The organism is Sphingomonas segetis (genome assembly GCF_009720245.1).
Taxonomy (GTDB): Bacteria; Pseudomonadota; Alphaproteobacteria; order Sphingomonadales; family Sphingomonadaceae; genus Sphingomicrobium; species Sphingomicrobium segetis.
The window spans coordinates 1-16,182 of sequence record NZ_WJSQ01000009.1 but is presented as its reverse complement, the minus strand read 5'-3'; the positions used below and the strand labels follow the sequence as shown (position 1 = coordinate 16,182).

General features: G+C 65.3%; 19 protein-coding genes and 1 tRNA gene. 9 read left to right on the top strand and 11 right to left on the bottom strand.

Annotated elements, in window-relative coordinates; all coding sequences use genetic code 11:
- Positions 1–95 precede the first annotated feature (95 nt).
- From fahA to GH737_RS01910, 3 genes are all read right to left on the bottom strand, one after another.
- Positions 96–1,379 carry a fumarylacetoacetase gene (gene fahA / locus GH737_RS01920; RefSeq protein WP_155263173.1) on the bottom strand — a complete coding sequence of 428 codons (1,284 nt, stop codon included), beginning with the start codon at positions 1,377–1,379 and terminating at the stop codon, positions 96–98.
- Positions 1,376–2,659, bottom strand: coding sequence for a homogentisate 1,2-dioxygenase (gene hmgA, locus GH737_RS01915; RefSeq protein WP_155263172.1), 1,284 nt, complete (start codon positions 2,657–2,659; stop codon positions 1,376–1,378). The genes fahA and hmgA overlap by 4 nt, the downstream gene beginning before the upstream one ends.
- Before the next feature lie 110 nt (positions 2,660–2,769).
- The gene (locus tag GH737_RS01910) at positions 2,770–2,979 is read right to left on the bottom strand and encodes a hypothetical protein (protein ID WP_155263171.1); all 210 of its coding nucleotides are present in this window, start codon (positions 2,977–2,979) and stop codon (positions 2,770–2,772) included.
- 84 nt (positions 2,980–3,063) lie between these two features.
- Between GH737_RS01910 and GH737_RS01905 the strand changes: the two genes are divergently transcribed.
- Positions 3,064–3,657, top strand: a complete 594-nt coding sequence (locus GH737_RS01905; protein ID WP_155263170.1) for a hypothetical protein — start codon at positions 3,064–3,066, stop codon at positions 3,655–3,657.
- On the opposite strand, the gene GH737_RS01900 is transcribed toward GH737_RS01905, so the two are convergent.
- The 4 genes from GH737_RS01900 to GH737_RS01885 are packed head-to-tail and all read right to left on the bottom strand — an operon-like array spanning position 3,654 to position 6,059.
- Positions 3,654–3,866, bottom strand: coding sequence for a hypothetical protein (locus tag GH737_RS01900; RefSeq protein WP_155263169.1), 213 nt, complete (start codon positions 3,864–3,866; stop codon positions 3,654–3,656). The two genes, GH737_RS01905 and GH737_RS01900, sit on opposite strands and share 4 nt — an antisense overlap.
- Before the next feature lie 23 nt (positions 3,867–3,889).
- The gene (locus GH737_RS01895) at positions 3,890–4,120 is read right to left on the bottom strand and encodes a KTSC domain-containing protein (RefSeq protein ID WP_155263168.1); all 231 of its coding nucleotides are present in this window, start codon (positions 4,118–4,120) and stop codon (positions 3,890–3,892) included.
- 14 nt (positions 4,121–4,134) lie between these two features.
- On the bottom strand, positions 4,135–5,061 hold the full coding sequence (locus GH737_RS01890; protein WP_155263167.1) for a DMT family transporter: 927 nt from the start codon (positions 5,059–5,061) through the stop codon (positions 4,135–4,137).
- Positions 5,058–6,059 carry a threonine aldolase family protein gene (locus tag GH737_RS01885; RefSeq protein WP_155263166.1) on the bottom strand — a complete coding sequence of 334 codons (1,002 nt, stop codon included), beginning with the start codon at positions 6,057–6,059 and terminating at the stop codon, positions 5,058–5,060. Before GH737_RS01885 ends, GH737_RS01890 begins: the two co-directional genes overlap by 4 nt.
- A 79-nt stretch (positions 6,060–6,138) precedes the next feature.
- Between GH737_RS01885 and GH737_RS01880 the strand changes: the two genes are divergently transcribed.
- Positions 6,139–6,960 carry a phytanoyl-CoA dioxygenase family protein gene (locus GH737_RS01880; protein WP_230558573.1) on the top strand — a complete coding sequence of 274 codons (822 nt, stop codon included), beginning with the start codon at positions 6,139–6,141 and terminating at the stop codon, positions 6,958–6,960.
- 51 nt (positions 6,961–7,011) lie between these two features.
- Here the strand turns inward: GH737_RS01880 and GH737_RS01875 are convergent.
- From GH737_RS01875 to GH737_RS15080, 4 genes are all read right to left on the bottom strand, one after another.
- A tRNA-Thr gene (locus GH737_RS01875) sits at positions 7,012–7,086 on the bottom strand.
- A gap of 394 nt (positions 7,087–7,480) precedes the next feature.
- Entirely contained in the window at positions 7,481–7,876 is a 396-nt protein-coding gene (locus GH737_RS01870; RefSeq protein ID WP_155263165.1) for a cupin domain-containing protein, read from the bottom strand.
- A complete protein-coding gene (locus GH737_RS01865) occupies positions 7,873–9,681 on the bottom strand; it encodes an aminopeptidase P family protein (RefSeq protein ID WP_155263164.1) in 1,809 nt (602 codons plus the stop codon). The genes GH737_RS01870 and GH737_RS01865 overlap by 4 nt, the downstream gene beginning before the upstream one ends.
- A 261-nt stretch (positions 9,682–9,942) precedes the next feature.
- Positions 9,943–10,299, bottom strand: coding sequence for a hypothetical protein (locus GH737_RS15080; protein ID WP_196232924.1), 357 nt, complete (start codon positions 10,297–10,299; stop codon positions 9,943–9,945).
- Between the two features lie 567 nt (positions 10,300–10,866).
- Between GH737_RS15080 and GH737_RS01860 the strand changes: the two genes are divergently transcribed.
- The 7 genes from GH737_RS01860 to GH737_RS01830 all read left to right on the top strand — a co-directional run.
- Positions 10,867–12,930: a S9 family peptidase gene (locus GH737_RS01860; protein ID WP_155263163.1), complete on the top strand. Its 2,064-nt coding sequence runs from the start codon at positions 10,867–10,869 to the stop codon at positions 12,928–12,930.
- Between the two features lie 181 nt (positions 12,931–13,111).
- Entirely contained in the window at positions 13,112–13,519 is a 408-nt protein-coding gene (locus tag GH737_RS01855; protein WP_196232923.1) for an acyl-CoA thioesterase, read from the top strand.
- 10 nt (positions 13,520–13,529) lie between these two features.
- Complete coding sequence (gene maiA, locus GH737_RS01850; RefSeq protein WP_155263162.1) at positions 13,530–14,171, top strand: maleylacetoacetate isomerase; 642 nt, start codon at positions 13,530–13,532, stop codon at positions 14,169–14,171.
- A gap of 26 nt (positions 14,172–14,197) precedes the next feature.
- Positions 14,198–14,983 carry a class II aldolase/adducin family protein gene (locus tag GH737_RS01845; RefSeq protein WP_155263161.1) on the top strand — a complete coding sequence of 262 codons (786 nt, stop codon included), beginning with the start codon at positions 14,198–14,200 and terminating at the stop codon, positions 14,981–14,983.
- A gap of 92 nt (positions 14,984–15,075) precedes the next feature.
- On the top strand, positions 15,076–15,513 hold the full coding sequence (locus GH737_RS01840; RefSeq protein ID WP_155263160.1) for a hypothetical protein: 438 nt from the start codon (positions 15,076–15,078) through the stop codon (positions 15,511–15,513).
- A 2-nt stretch (positions 15,514–15,515) separates the two neighbouring features.
- Positions 15,516–15,866 (top strand): transcriptional regulator, encoded by a 351-nt coding sequence (locus tag GH737_RS01835; RefSeq protein ID WP_155263159.1) that lies wholly within the window; start codon positions 15,516–15,518, stop codon positions 15,864–15,866.
- The coding region (locus tag GH737_RS01830) for an alpha-hydroxy-acid oxidizing protein (RefSeq protein ID WP_196232922.1) at positions 15,863–16,182 on the top strand (320 nt) is incomplete at its 3' end. The genes GH737_RS01835 and GH737_RS01830, both read left to right, overlap by 4 nt.

The following is a 16,182-nucleotide window of genomic DNA, read 5'->3' as shown; positions in this document are numbered from 1 at the left end:
AAGAAGTTTTCTGCGAATGATTCTCATTAGGCTGGTACGCCGCGCGGCGAACTACGGAAGATTACTTAGGTGCGGATGGTTGGGAAGCCGGCCTGCTAGCGATCTCCGGCCACACGGCCGACGCATTCGCCGAAGCCGATGCGAAGCCCGGTCTCGCCTTCGCACCACGCGCGGAGCGTGATCTCATCGCCATCCTCGAGGAAGCTCCGCATTTCGCCGGTCGCCAGCGCGATCGGCTGCTTGCCGCCGCGGCTGATCTCGAGCAGCGAACCGAGGCCGTTGTTGCTGTCGGTCGACAGCGTGCCGGTGCCGATCAGGTCCCCCGGCAGCAGGTTGCAGCCGTTTGCCGTGTGATGCGCGACGATCTGCGCGGCGCTCCAGTACATGGCCGCGTCGGCCGAGCCGCGCGAGAGAACATGCGGCGCAATGCCGTCCTGGCGCATCCGTTCGCTCGTCAGGACCGCCTCGAGCTGGATTTCGAGGGCGCCGCTCTCGCGATCCGCTGGATTGTCGAGATAGGGCAAGGGCCGCGGGTCTCCATCCGCGCGCGGCGGCATTGGCCGACGGAACGGCGCGAGCGCTTGCTGGCTCACGACCCACGCGCTGACGCTGGTCATGAAGCTCTTCGAGAGGAACGGGCCGAGCGGCTGGTACTCCCAAGCCTGGATGTCACGAGCCGACCAGTCGTTCAAAAGACAATAGCCGGCGATATGCCGGGCAGCCTCGCCGACCGGGATGGGTGAGCCGAGATCGTTGCCGCGCCCGATCCAGATGCCGAGCTCGAGCTCGTAGTCGAGGCGCCGGCTGGGGCCATATTCGGGCGCGTCCGCATCCGGCGCCTTGCGCTGGCCGCTGGGCCGGATCACCGGCTCGCCCGAAACGCGGATCGAGCTCGCGCGGCCGTGGTAGCCGATCGGCACATATTTGTAATTGGGCAGCAGCGGATTGTCCGGCCGGAACTGCTTGCCGACGTTTGTCGCGTGATGGATGCCGACGTAGAAATCGGTGTAATCGCCGACGAGGCAGGGCACATGCATCCTGACCTCGGTCTGACCGATCAGCTGCGGCTCGACGTCATCGCGATAACGTTCGTCGCCGAGGAGTTCGATCAGCCGCTCGCGGAGCGCGTGTTGAGCGCCGTTTCCTCGCGCGAGCCAACCGTTGAGGATTGGCTGCGACAGATCCTCGCGCCAGTCCTCGTCGAGAAGGTCGGCGATGCCCGTGAGGTCGAGCACAAAGTCGCCGATGGCCACTCCGGCGCGCCTCCGCCGGTCACCGACCGAGAAGATCCCGATCGGCAGGTTCTGGATCGGGAAATCGCTGCCGTGGGGCGTTTCGACCCAACTCTTCAGCGCGCTATCGTTCGTCTCGTCGATCACGGCAGCTTCGCCTTCGGAAATCCCGCCCACGCCTCGTCATAGTCCGGTTGCGCCCGCTCCAGCGCATATTGCGTTGGACGATAGGACCAGCAGGTCTCGACCATGAACGCCATCGTGCCTTCGATCTTCACTGGCTTGAGTTCGGCCTCGCTCGCCTTGCGCCAGCTGTCCAGATCGGGGCCGTGGCCGCTCATCAGATTGTGCAGGCTGAGCCCGCCGGGCGCGAAGCCTTCGGCCTTGGCGTCATAGGCGCCGTGGATGAGCCCCATCGCTTCGCTCATCACGTTGCGGTGGAACCATGGCGGGCGAAATGTGTCGTCGGCGACCATCCACCGCGGTGGGAAGATCACGAAATCGGCGTTGGCGCGGCCCGGCACGTTGCTGGGGCTGGTCAGCACCGTGAAGATCGACGGGTCGGGGTGGTCGAAGCTGATCGTCCCGATCGCGTTGAAGCGGGACAAGTCGTAGCGGTACGGCGCGTAATTGCCGTGCCAAGCGACGACATCGAGCGGGGAATGATCGAGCGTGGTCGTCCAAAGATGGCCGAGCGACTTCTGGACGACTTCCGTCTGCTCGTCCCTGTCCTCGAACCAGGCGAGGGGCGTCTCGAAATCGCGCGGGCCTGCGAGGCCGTTCGCTCCGATCGGACCGAGCTCCGGAAGCCGGAACGGGAGCCCGTAATTCTCCGCGACATAGCCGCGCGCCTCGCCGTCGCGCAGCGCGACTCTGAACTTGATGCCGCGCGGCACGACGGCGATGCTGCCGGGGGCGACTTCGAGACGGCCGAGCTCTGTTTGCAGCTCGATCCCGCCCTGCTGGGGAATGATGACCAGCTCGCCGTCTGCATCGACGAAGACCCGCCGCTCCATGCTCTTCGTCGCGCGGTAGACGTGCACCCCACAGCCTTCGAGCTGCTCGGGCTGGCGCGCGTGGAGCATTGTCGCCAGCCCGTCGATGAAGTCCCTGCCCTCGGGAAGCTGCGGCGGGTTCCAGCGCAGGCGGTTCGGAGCAAGCGGCTCAGACGAAGGCGGCGCGGCAAACAGCGGCGCACCCTCGTAAGCGACGAACGCCCGGTGATCCGCGGTCGGCCGCATTCGGTACAGCCACGATCGCCGGTTCTCGTGCCGCGGCGAAGTGAAGCTGCTTCCCGAGAGCTGCTCGGTGTACAGGCCGAAGGCGGGGCGCTGGGGGGAGTTGCGGCCCTTGGGAAGCGCGCCCTCGACCGCCTCGCTTTCGAAATGGCCACCGAAGCCGGGCATGTATCGCAGCGCATCGCTCATGGGCGGCGGTTACTGCCTCACGCGCCCAAAAACAAACGGGCGCGGCACCCGAAAGCGCCGCGCCCGCGCCCGGACGGGGACTCGCTACCCGCCCGCGCCAATCGCAAAGCTCAGCTCTGGTTGACGTTCACGTCGATCGAGTTCGGAACGTTGATGTTCGTGGCGTCGCTGCCGAAGCCCAGCTGGTCGCGGAAGATGAACAGCAGCACCAGCACGATGATGATCAGCAGGACGACGGCGAGCACGCCGCCTCCCCCGCCGCCGCCGCCGGTCTCGACCACGGTCGTGTGTTCACGCTCGGTGCCATTGTCGTCGGCCATGGAAACTCTCCCTCTATTCCCCTGTTATGTTGGCGAAACGAACGAAGTTTGGAGGGTGCGGTTCCGTGCCCGAAAGGAGAGATGATGAACCGGACCGTCGCGATGACTGCGCTTCTCACCCTTGTCGCCGCCTGCCAGGGATCACCGGACCCGAGCGCGCAGGGCAATGCGGAGAACGCGCCGGCTCCCGCAGCACCGGCGCCTCCGACGGCACCTTCGCCTGATCCGGCACCAAGGCCACCGGAGCCGCCCGCGCCGGGAACGCCCGGCGGCCTGCCAGACGACAAGACGCCGCTCTCAGAGCCGAACGGCCCGATCGACCCCAAGAGCGCCGAGGTGGCCGGCCAGGTGGTTCAGCATTACGGCGCGCTGATCGAGCAGAAGCGCTTCGCCGAAGCGGAAAAGCTGTGGGGCGACGCCGCGGCCGCGAAAAGGACGACCGCGTCGCTCAAGACCTATTCCGAAGCCCACTTGCAGATCGGCAAGCCGACGGACATGGAAGGCGCGGCCGGGTCGATCTACATCACCGTGTCGGTCGTCCTCTATGGTCGCCTCAACGGGAAGGCGGTCAGTCGCAGGGGCGACGCGATCCTGCGCAGGGTGAACGACGTGCCGGGCTCGACCGAGGCGCAGCGGCGCTGGCACATCGAGCGGGTAGAGTGGAAGACGTCGGGCTAGAAGCTGTTCAGCGCTTCGGCGAGCTTGCGCTCGTCGTCGGCCGTCGCAGGCGCGCCGTTGGCGTCGGTCGCCGCTGCCGAGTTCTGCGACGCGTTGCCCTGCTGCGGCTGCGATCCGGCGACGTCGCACGCGAACCAGATGATGCCAGCCGCCCACAACAGGGCCATCCAGCGGCTCTTGAACACGGAACTGGTACGCATCGGGATCATCGACGAAGTGTCGCGCGGCGCGCTTAAGAATGCGTTGCCGGCTCGTCGAGGTCCCCGTGCGTCACTTCGCGGTACTGGTAGCAATCGCGGATTCGGGTGTTGAAATAGACGCCCTTGGCAAAGGCCGAGCGGAAGGTGTCGGCGACCTCCTGCGGCACGTCAGAGTACACGTAACGGCGCCCGGTGGTGAACTCGACCCACAGCTGCGCGCTGTCGTGACAGTAAGCGAAACGGCGAATGACGCTCGACGGCATGAGCGCTCAACGCATCACCCCGCGTCGGGAGCCGCGATCTTCGTCCGCCCACGGCTCAGCGCGCCGGCCATGCCGCCGAGGGCCAGCGCGGCCCCGGCGATTGCGAGCGGAGTCCAGCGATAATCTTCCAGCCAGGTCGAAAAGCCCATGGCGATGATGGGGACGATCACGCTCGAATACGCGGCCTTCCCCGGGCCGATCTTGCGCACGACGGGATAGTAGAGCGCGAAGGTGAGCACGGACGCAGGCAAGGCGAGGTAGAGGAGCCCCACCCAATAGACGGGACGCGGGTCGAACACCGGCGGCCCGGCCATCGCGGAGGCGAAGATGCCGTCCATGACGGCGCCGGCGGCCATCGACCAGGCGATCAGCGCAAGCAACGGGAAGCGCCGGATCTCCGGCCGGGCCTGGAAGACGTTGGCAGCCGCAGCGCCGACCATTCCGACCAGCGTCAGCGCGATCCCGCCAGCGATCTGCGCCGAGCTTGCGCCATGCTCCTGAAGCTCGTGCGCGAAGAGCAACAGGATGCCGGCGACGGCGACGAGCGAGCTCCACGCGAAGCGGGCGCTCGGCCGCTGGCCGAGGAACGCCCAGGCGAGCAGGCTGCTCGGGATCAGCAACAGCGCGAACACGGTGGCGACGACGCCCGAGGTGATGTGCCGCTCGGCGAAGTAGACCGCGTTGAAGTTGATGCAGAATTGCGAAAAGCCGAGGAAGATCGCCGCGAGCGCGCCGGTGCGGTCGAGACGTAGATCTTGGCCTTTCCACGCCGCGACTGCGGCCATTCCCGCGGCGGCGATAACGAAGCGGTAGGTCACCGACCATTGCGGCGGGACCACGCCGAGCTGGCCACGGATCACGATCCAGGTCGATCCCCAGATCGCCGTAAAAACGATGAAAGGAAGCGCGACCGACCGGAAGGTCGCGTGCGGCTCGTTCACAGAGCGGCGATCGCCGACGCGAGCCGATCGAGCGCCTCGCCCTGCTGGTCCCAGCTGGTGACCAGGCGGATTTCGCCTGGGCCCCAATCGTAGAAATCGAAGCCTGCGGCACGAAGCCGCGCGGCTTCCTCGGCCGACACCTTGAGGAACAGCTCGTTGGCCTCGACCGGATAGACGAGCCGGTCGGGCGCAGCTTTCGCGAGCACCTGCGCCGCCGCGTTCGCCGCGTTCGCGTTGTCGAGCCACAGGTCCTTGTCGAGCATCGCCAGCAGCTGCGCCGCGAGATAGCGGCCCTTCGACAGCAGATGTCCTGCCCGTTTGCGCCGAACCGCGATTTCGTCCGCAAGCCCGGTCCTGAACAGTATCAGCGCCTCGGCATTGAGGCCGCCGTTCTTGACGAAGCCGAAGGACAAGGCGTCGACGCCGGCGCGCCAGGTCATGTCGGCGAGGCTGTCGCCGGTCGAAACCAGCGCGTTGGCGAGCCGCGCCCCATCCATGTGCAACGCAAGGCCATGCTCCTTCGCGAACTCGCCGAGACGCGCCACCTCGGCAGCTCGATACACGAGCCCATATTCGGTCGCGTTGGTGATCGAGATGGCTGCCGGCTGCACCTGATGCACGTCCTTGCGAATGCCCTCCCACGCCGCGGCCACGGCATTGAGCGTTATTTTGGCTCCATCTCCGTCGAGCAGGATCAGCTTCGCGCCCCCGGTGAAGAACCCCGGCGCGCCCGCCTCGTCGACTTCGATGTGCGCATCCTTGTGGCACAGGATTCCGCGATACGGCGGGCATAGCGCGGCCAGCGCCAGGCTATTCGCGGCTGTGCCGGTGGTCACCCAGAATGCCCGGACCTCCGTCCCGAACAATTCGGAGAAAGCGCCGTCGAGCCGGCGGCTCCATTCGTCGCCGTCATAGGCCGTGTCGAGCCGGTTCGCTCCCGCGATCGCCTCAAGCACCTTGGGGTGCGCAGGCGCGGCATTGTCCGAGAAGAAGCGCATGCCGGCCCCCAAGCGGAATGCGTCTCGCATGGCAAGACGCAGGTGATAGTCTCGCGCGTCGAATCGCCGGAGGGGCCTGGTGCATCAGGATTACGACATCGCCGCGATCATGGGCGGGCTCTACGGCGACGGGATCGTCGCGCTGCGGGGCGCTTTCCCGCGCGAGCTGGTCGAATCGCTCCACCGTCAATGCCTGGCGCTTTACGAGGAAGCAGCGCGAATTCCGGGCGGCGCGGTGCCGCGCGGCCCCAATCGCTGGTACGTCGCGGTCCAGCCGGAGCGGGTGGAAGGCTTCGTCGAGATCGCCAGCCATCCGTGGTTCGTCGCAGTGTGCGAAGCCGTGCTCGGCCCCGGCTACAAAGTCGTCGAGTTCGGCTTCGACATCCCGTTCCCCGGCGCCGCCGACCAGCCGTGGCACCGCGACTTTCCGGCCGACGCGGACAATGCGTTCGGCCGGCGGCTGAGCTCGCTTGCGTTCAACCTGACCACGATCGACACTCGGCCCGAGCACGGGCCGTTGGAAATCGCGCCGGGCACCCAGTGGGACGAAATCCGCGGCGCCAAGGCGGAGATGTTCCCTTCCAGACGTCAATGGGATCGCTACCGATCACTTGCCGAGCAGAAGCTCCCGCAGCGCGGCGACATCTCGGCGCGCACCGGCCTCACGATTCACCGCGGCACCGCCAATGTCTCGGACGAGCCGCGGCCGATGTTCATCATCGGCGTCGTCGCGGACGATGTTACCGACGCCGACGGGCACCAACTTCAAGTGACCTCCGGCTTCCTCGAGCGAATCCCGCCGGTGGTACGGAATCACTTGTTCTATCGGCTGACGAATACCGTGGGTCCGCTCGAGCAGCGGCACATGATCGAAGGGCTGCTCGACGGGACTTACGAATAGCAACCGCAGATCCGCTGACTTGTCGATCCCCAGATCAACTGCGTGATCGGATGGTGCTGCCGGTGAGGATTGAACTCACGACCTCAGCCTTACCAAGGATGCGCTCTACCACTGAGCTACGGCAGCACTTTGTCCGAGAGAGGCGCGCCTATGACGGCGCGGCCCTTGCGCTGTCAACCGCCTTGCGGGGCCGGAGCGCGGGCGCCATGTGGCTCATATGACGGGCAAAGACAAGGAGCGCGAAGAGAGGCTAGCGGCGGCGCTTCGGGAGAATTTGAAACGACGCAAAGCGCAATCCCGCAAGATGGGCGCGGGGGAGAAGCCGGAGCAGAAGGAAAGCTAGTCGCGATCCCTCAGTTTCTCGCCGAGCGCATCGTCGATTCCGCCGGCTACGGCGTCACCGATCCAGATGACGGCGCCGAGCAGAAGAATGGCGAGCACGAGCTGCAGTCCGATCATCACGAATCATCTCCGGATTTTCGTTTAGCAGCAATGCATTAAACGGACAATTAATGCAATTTCACCGCGGCCGGTGGGCCGTGTCCTTGCCCGCGGTGATGAACAGCGCGACGACCGGCTGTTCCGCGTCCGCGGTGTGCCACGCGCCGCGCGGGTTGATCGCATAGTCGCCCGGACCGAGCTCGTACGTCTCCTTGCCTCCACCCGGCAGTTCCTGGTGCAGAATCATGTGGCCCTGGAGACAGCAGACGACCTCCTCGCCCGCCGGATGCATCTCCCAGCTCGTCCAGCTTTCCTCGAACCGGAACAGGCTGACGAGGCGGCCCTCGTCGAGGTCATCCGAATGACGATCGCCATAGGCTTCGTACCAGTCCATCCCGGTGAACTGCGGCTCGGCCACTGCTCTGGCGCCGAGGCCGAGGTGGACGGGAAAATCGTAGAGCGACTTGCCCTTCATTCGTCCGGCATCCCGATCGGCGCGCAGGTCGCGCGGAGCCACTCGAGATCGCTCCCGGACAGAGTCGGCCCGATCTTCGCCAGCACGTGGGCGTGGTAGCAGTTGAGCCAGATCAGCTCCTCGGGATCGAGCATCTGGACATCGATGAGCCGGCGGTCGATCGGGGCGAAGGTCAGGGTCTCGAAGCCGAGCATCTCCTTCTCCGCGCCCTCGATCTCGCGCGGGACGACCAGCACGAGATTCTCGATTCGGATGCCGTACTCGCCCGTCTTGTAATAGCCGGGCTCGTTCGAGATGATCATGCCGGCCTGGAGCGGCTCGTCGCCGCCGCTCTGCGCGCTTCCCACCGGGGAGATTCGCTGCGGCCCCTCGTGCACCGCGAGGAAGCTGCCCACTCCGTGACCGGTGCCGTGGGCGTAGTCGAGGCCGGCTTCCCACAGCGGCCGCCGGGCGAAGCTGTCGAGCTGGCTGCCGCGCGTGCCCTTGGGGAAGACGGCGGTCGCGATGGCGATGTGGCCCTTGAGGACGCGGGTGAAGCGGTCGCGCATCTCCTCGGTCGGCTCACCGATCGGGACGGTGCGGGTGATGTCGGTCGTGCCGTCGACATACTGGCCGCCCGAATCGATCAAATAGAGCGTGCCCTTTTCGAGCTTCCGGTTGGTCTTCTCGCTCGAGCGGTAGTGGACGATCGCGCCGTTGGGCCCCGCGCCGGAAATGCTGTCGAACGAAAGGTCGCGGAGTTCTGGCGCCTCCCGGCGGAGAGCCTCCAGCTTGTCGGACGCGATCAGCTCGTCGACCTCGCCCTTTGGCGCTTCCTCGTCGATCCAGTGGAGGAAGCGCGCGATCGCGGTCCCGTCACGGGTTTGCGCGGCTTTCTGGCCCGCGATCTCGGCAGGGTTCTTGAGCGCCTTGGGGAGGATGGTCGGATCGCGCAGCGGCAGGATCTTCGCGCCTGCTTTCTCCAGCGCGTCGAAGATTGCGGCAACGGCGCGCTCGGGGTCGACGACGACGGTCTTGCCCTTGAGCTCGGCGAGCGCGCTCTCGAATTCCGATCGCTCGTGAAGGCGGACGCCGTTGCCGAGGTGCTGGCGCACGTCGGGTGCGACCTTTTCGCTCGCGACGAACAAATCTGCGGTGCCGTCGGTGTGGACGAGCGCGTAGGCGAGCGCGACCGGGGTCCGGTGAACGTCCTTGCCGCGGACGTTGAACAGCCACGCGATCGAATCGAGCGCCGGGATCACCGCCGCGTCGGCGTGGTGCTTGCTGAGCCAGTCCCCGATCTCGGTGCGCTTCTCGGCGGACGACTTGCCGGCATATTCATCGGACTGGACGACGAGATGCGCCTTTGATGCCTCCGGGCGGTCGGTCCAGATTTCATCGATCGGGTTGCGCTCGACCGGCACCAGCTCGGCGCCGCGGCTGGCGAGCGCTTGCCGAGCCTTCTTCACCCAGTCGCGGGTGTGGAGCCAAGGGTCGTAGCCGATGCGCGCACCCTCGGGCGCATGGTCCTCAAGCCATTGCGTGGTGCTCGTTTCGGGCACCGACTGGTAGCTCCATTCGGTCGGGCTGACCTGGCTGCGGACTTGGAGCGTGTAGCGGCCATCGACGAAAATCGCCGCTTCCTCGGGCAGCACGACCGCGGAACCCGCGGAGCCCTGGAAGCCGGTGAGCCACGCCAGGCGCTGGGCGTAGGTCCCAACATATTCGCTCATGTGCTCGTCGGTCAGCGGCACGACGAAGCCGTCGAGCTTGTCGGCCTTCAATTGCTCGCGAAGCGCGGCGAGGCGGTCTGCATAGCTGGACATCGGCTAATCCCTTCGCGTTCCAGCTAGTGCATGAACGCGCATTCTTGAAGTGGCGGCGGGCATGGAGAGACCGCTTAACTTGGCGATTTTCTCATGAAGAGGCGCCATTCGGTGTGAAATTAGCGCTCCCTCCGCCGGATCGAGCGGATGCCGGGATGGAGTTGCGCCATGGGCGAGCCAAGCACGATTTGGTGGGTGTACGACAGGAAAAACCGCGCGCCGCCAAATGGCTGGTTTCGACCCAAAGCGGACACTAGCGGTCTAGCCGCTTAACGCCTTCAACGCGTGCCCAAGGGTCTGCTCCGGTTGCTTCCGCCCGATCCACTTGTCTTTCCAATCGTCTTCTTCGCTCCACGTTCGAGCCTGCACTCGGTCGATGTAATTCATCCTCCGAAGCTCTTCAGGAGCGACGGAGTGGGTGCGCTCGCTCTCTGGCCGTTCGTATTGCAAGGTCAGCCATCGGTCTCTCCCATCCCAGATCAACCGATGCCGCCGATTCCGATCAGAATAAAACTCAATCGACCAACTGCCAAAGGAGTCCCAATACGCAGCGTGTTGAATTGTGAATCCCTTGGATTTCAGGCCCTCGAAGTAGCTTGTGAAGTCGGGGAAGTTCATCCCGCGGACGCTAGCTGCGCAAATGTCCGCTTTCCACCCAAACTTGCCGCGACCGAGTTCGACCCAAAGCTGCCATGAGCGGAGCGGTGGATTTGAGTGCATTGCGGACGGTAAGCGGTCGTGCGAACGTTTGCCGGTGAAATCGAAACTAGCTTTGTTCTTAGTCGCCATCGCCGGAGCAGGCGGCGCACTGGCATTTCGCAATGCTGGAACGCAGCAGGTCGCAGGGCAGCGCTTCGCGGTTCCCCACGAATGGCTGTTCGATGCGAAGGTCGCTTGGCTCCCAGTCCCCGGAGCACACGCGTTTACATTCCATCTTGATCCGATCCGCGATCCGAATGAGATCCCAGCGCATCTAGTGACGGTTGAAGCTCCCAATGATGAGAGCCAAAGCAACGCAGATGCTGCGGTCGTGGAAGGTCGGGTAATCGTCCCATTCCTAGAGTCCGCTTTCCACCCAAGGCGGACGTTCCCCTGTCGTTATTTTAGTGAGGCAGGTCCCGGCTCGAGGCCGGGATGACGATTAAGGGCTGGACGGGCGGGGCTCGGCTTGGTTGAGGAACGGGCATGGACAAACCGACCACCCTTCCTGCCCCGCCGACCGCGCCGCAACGCCCCTACAGCTACGAGCGTCATGGCGTCACCATCTCCGACCCGTGGCACTGGCTCCGCGATCCCAAATATCCGAACGTCGATGACCCGGACGTCCTCGCCTACCTGAAGGCCGAAAACGCCTATTTCGAAGGGTGGAAGGCTGAGCACCAGGGGCTGCTCGACCAGCTGTTTGAGGAGATGAAGGGAAGGATCAAGGAGGACGACAGCTCGGTCCCCATCCGCGACGGGGATTATCTCTACTGGTGGGCGTTCAAGCCCGGCGGAGCTCAGTACCGGACGTGGTATCGCAAGCCGGTCGGCGGGGGCGAGGACCAGGTGATCTTCGACGAGCCGATCGAAGCCGAGGGGCGCGAGTATTTCCGCTTGGGCGCCCTCGAGGTGAGCCCGGACGGACAGCTGCTGGCGACGCTGGCGGACTATGACGGCTCGGAGCGATTCGAGCTGCGGATCCGCGACCTTTCGAGCGGCAAGGACATCGAGACGGTCACCAGGGTCGGGATCGGCCAGCCGGTGTGGTCGAGCGACAGCAAGGGAATTGTCTTTACCGAGGTCAACGACAATTGGCGCAGCTACCGCGCGCAATACCACCGGCTCGGCGCCGATCCCGCGGACGCGGCCACACTCTACGTGGAGACGGAGGAACTCGGCTTCTCCGTCGGCGTCGGCAAGACGCAGGACAAGAGCCTGATCATCGTCTCGACCGGCGACAATGCGACCAGCGAGGTGCGGTTCGTCTCGGCGGACGACCCGTCGCAGCCGCTGACGCTGATCTCACGCCGCAAGCCCAACCGCGAATATCACGTCGACGCGGCGCACGGGAAACTGTGGATCCATACCAACGACGACCATGTGAACTTTCGCCTTGCCGAAGCGGACGTCGCGAGCCCTGAGGAATGGCGGACGGTCATCGCGGGGTCGGACCGCGTCTATCTGACCGGCGTCACATCATACCGCGACCATCTCGCCATCAGCAGCCGGGTCGAGGGGCTCGATCAGCTGCTGCTGCGCACCTATTCCGGCGACGAGACGCAAATCCCGTTTGCGGAAGCGAGCTACAGTGCCTTTTTCATGGGCAATCCGGAGTTCGCGCCCGACAGCTACCGCCTTGGCTATTCGTCGATGGTCACGCCGATGACCATCTACGATTATCACCCGGAGAGCGGCGAGCTCGAAGTGCGCAAGGTGCAGGAAGTGCCGTCGGGCTACGATGCGTCACTATACAAGACCGAGCGGGTGATGGTGGACGCGCGCGACGGGGCGAAGGTCCCGGTGTCCGTCGTCTACAAGCGCGGCTTCGAGAAGGACGGCGAGGGCAAGCTCTTCCTTTACGCTTACGGCGCCTACGGCCACGCGATCCCGCCGGTCTTCAACTCGAACCGGATCAGCCTTCTCGACCGCGGCTGGGCGTGCGCGATCGCGCATATCCGCGGCGGCGACGACCTCGGCTACAAATGGTTTCTGGACGGCAAGCTGACCAAGCGCACCAACACGTTCAACGATTTCGTCGATGTCGCGAAGGGGCTCGCCGCCGCCAAGTTCACGAGGCCCGGCCGGATCGCGATCAATGGCGGCTCGGCGGGCGGCGAGCTGATGGGGGCGGTGGTCAACTCCGACCCGGAGCTTTGGGGCGCGGTGGTCGCGGACGTGCCCTTCGTCGACGTGCTGAGCACGATGCTCGACGACACGCTTCCGCTGACGCCTGGCGAATGGCCCGAATGGGGCAATCCGATCACCGACCGCGAGGCGTTCGACTATATCCGCAGCTACTCGCCCTACGACAATGTGAAGGCGCAGGGCTATCCGCCGATGCTGATCACCGGCGGCCTCACGGACCCGCGCGTCACCTACTGGGAGCCGGCCAAATGGGCGGCCAAGTTGCGCGCGACCAAGACCGACCAGAACCTGCTGCTGCTCAAGATCAACATGGGCGCGGGGCACGGAGGGAAGTCAGGCCGGTGGGACAAGCTGCATGAGGTGGCGGAGACCTACGCGTTCATCCTGACGCAGACGGTCTGACCGCTATTGCGCGCGTAGCGCAGCGATCCAGCCATTTTTTCACACGAAGGCACGAAGGAGAATAAAAGGCGCGAAGGCATTGCGATTCCCCTTCGCGCCTTCCTTCTCTTCTTCGTGCCTTCGCGTGGCAGATTCTTCTTCTGGATTGCTTCGTCGCTCCGCTCCTCGCAATGACAGGGGCGTGACCGATAAGCCTGTCTTCGAGCTGACCTTCACCGCCGCGGTCGGGCACATCGACGAGCTGGGGCACGTCAACAATGCGGTGTGGGTGCAGTGGATCCAGCAGGTCGCGGTCGCGCATTGGGAGGCGGTCGCTCCGAAGGCGCACAAGGACGCTTATTATTGGGTCGTGGTTCGGCACGAGATCGACTATTTGCGCGCGGCGCATGACGGCGATGTCGTCACCGCACGCACCTGGGTCGCCGACGCTCCGCGGGGGGCGCGGTTCGAGCGCTTCATCGAATTCATCGGCCCTGACGCGAAAGTCTGCGTCCGCTCGCGCACCCAGTGGGCGATTATCGACAAAGCGATCGCCCGGCCGATCCGGGTGCCTCCGGAAGTGATAGCGCCGTTCATTTCGCCGGAGTAAGCAGCCGGCCATGAGCCGGATCATCCTTTACGATTATTACCGTTCGTCCGCCTGCTACCGCGTGCGGATCGCCTTGAATCTCAAACGGGTCGAGTATGAAACGCGGCCCGTGAACCTTCTGAAAAGCGAGCAGAGGTCGGACGAGTATCGCGCGCTCAACCCGCAGGGGCTGGTGCCGATGCTCGAGATCGACGGGCACCGGCTGACGCAGAGCCTGGCGATCATCAACTACCTCGACATCCGCTTTTCCAACCAGCCGCTGATCCCGGCGGCGGCGGCCGAGCGCGCGCATGTCGTCGCCATGGCGATGGCGATCGTGTGCGACATCCACCCGATCGATAATCTCCGCGTCATCCAGTATCTCAGGAACGAGCTCGGCCACACGAAGGACGAGACCGACCGCTGGTACGCGCACTGGATCGCCGTGGGGCTGCCGCCGCTCGAAGCGATGGCGGCAAAAAAGGCGGGCAAGTTCCTGTTCGGCGATGCGCCCACCGGCGCCGACGTGTGCCTGATCCCGCAGCTCTACAACGCGCGGAGGTTCAACGTTCCGCTCGACGATTATCCGACATTGCTCCGCGCCGAGGAGAATGCGAACAAGCTCGAGGCGTTCGCCGCCGCGCATCCGGATCGGCAAGAGGTGCCTGCATGAATCGCGTGGAAACTATGAACCGGGGAATGACGGAAGCGAGACCGCTGGACAGCGTCGACATCCCGTCGCTCGAGGGCAAGGTCAGCGACGAGGAATGGGCGATCCGGGTCGACCTCGCCGCGGCCTACCGGATGGTCGCTCATTACGGCTGGGACGACCTCATCTTCACGCACTTGTCGGCGCGAATCCCGGGGCCGGATCACCACTTCCTGCTCAACCCGTACAATCTGATGTTCGAGGAGGTGACCGCGAGCTCGCTGGTCAAGGTCGACGCGAACGGCAACCCAGTCGATCCGACGCCGTTCATCACCAATCCGGCCGGCTTCACGATCCATTCGGCGATCCACATGGCGCGCGAGGACGCGCATGCGGTGATGCATTTGCACACGCCGGCGGGACAGGCCGTGGCGGCACACAGCGAGGGACTGCTGCCGCTGACCCAGACGGCGATGCTGGTGCGCGGGGACGTCGCCTTCCACGAATATGAGGGCGTCGCGGTCGACCTCGACGAGCGCGAGCGGCTGGTCGCCGACCTCGGCACCAAAAACGCGATGATCCTGCGCAACCACGGCACGCTCGCCGTCGGCAAGAGTGTCGGTGAGTGCTTCGTCCGCCTCTATTTCCTCGAACGCGCGTGCCAGGCGCAGGTATTGGCGCTTTCGGCGGGCGAGAATATCAACAACCCGCCCCAGGGCTCGCCCGAGATCACCGCGCAGCAGGGCCAGGTGGGTGTGGCGCTCGCCGCCAACCTGCTCGCCTGGCCGGCGCTCAAGCGCAAGGCGTACCGCCTCGACCCGAGCTTCGCGACCTGATTGCCACTTTCCAATCCGGAAAGTTTTAACTTGCCGAACCGGAAAGTGACCTCTATTTCACTTTCCAATCTGGAAAGTGAAAGGACCGGGGCATGGATCATTCGGAGGCATTGTCGGCGCTGAGCGCCAAGCGCGACGCAGAGGCGCAGATGGCGCGAGCAGCGACTTGCCCGCCATGGCGGCACGCGGCCTTCGGGTTGCTGATGGGCGGACTCGTGGCGAGCCCGGCGTTCGGATTGGCAGCGCGAACCGGGATCCTCGTCCTGATCCTCGCCTGCATTCCGGTGATCATCCACTTCGATCGCAAGCGGATGGGGATGTTCATCAACGGCTACCGGCGCGGCAAAACGCGGGTGGTCGCGATCGGCATCCTGATCGTCGAGTTGGCGCTCTACGTCGTGAGCGTCGTTCGCGGCCTGGGGATGGGCGATCACACGACCCCCTTGCTGCTCGGCGTCGCCGGCATGCTGATCGGAACCATCGGAAGCATGCTGTGGCAGCGGGTGTTCGTCCGCGAGATGGGCGCCTGAGCATGGACGTGCCCACGGGCTTCGATGCGGTGCTCCACCCCCCGGCGCGGCTGCAGATCGCTGCCGTTCTGGCGCAGGCGCAGGAGGCGGAGTTCGCGCTGCTGCGGAAGGTCACGGGCGCGAGCGATTCGGTGATGTCGAAGCATCTCGCGGCGCTGGTGGAGGCGGGCTACGTCTCGCTTCGCAAGGCAGCAACCGACGGGCGGCAGCGCACCTGGGCGCGGCTGACGCCGAGTGGACGCACCGCCTTCGGCCGGCACGTCAAGGCGCTGGAGGCGCTCGCCGCCGCGGTTGCAAGCGAGCCGACAGAGAGGCAAACCGCAGTCGTGAAGAACGCCCGGCGAACAGCTTGAGCAGGCGCGCTGCAAGCGTCTCCGACTATCGAGCGCTGGCGAAGGCGCGGCTGCCGCATTTCCTGTTCGAATATCTCGATGGCGGCTCGTACGACGAAGTGACGCTTCGCCGGAACGTCGAGGACCTGCGCAGCATCGCGCTGCGCCAGCGGGTGCTTCGGGACGTTTCGGACATCGATCTCCGCGCCGGGCTGTTCGGGCAGCAGTGGGCGATGCCGGTGGGGCTCGGCCCGGTCGGTTTGGCCGGGCTCTACGCGCGGCGCGGCGAAGTCCAGGCGGCACGAGCCGCCGCCGCCGCGAACGTTCCCTTCGCTTT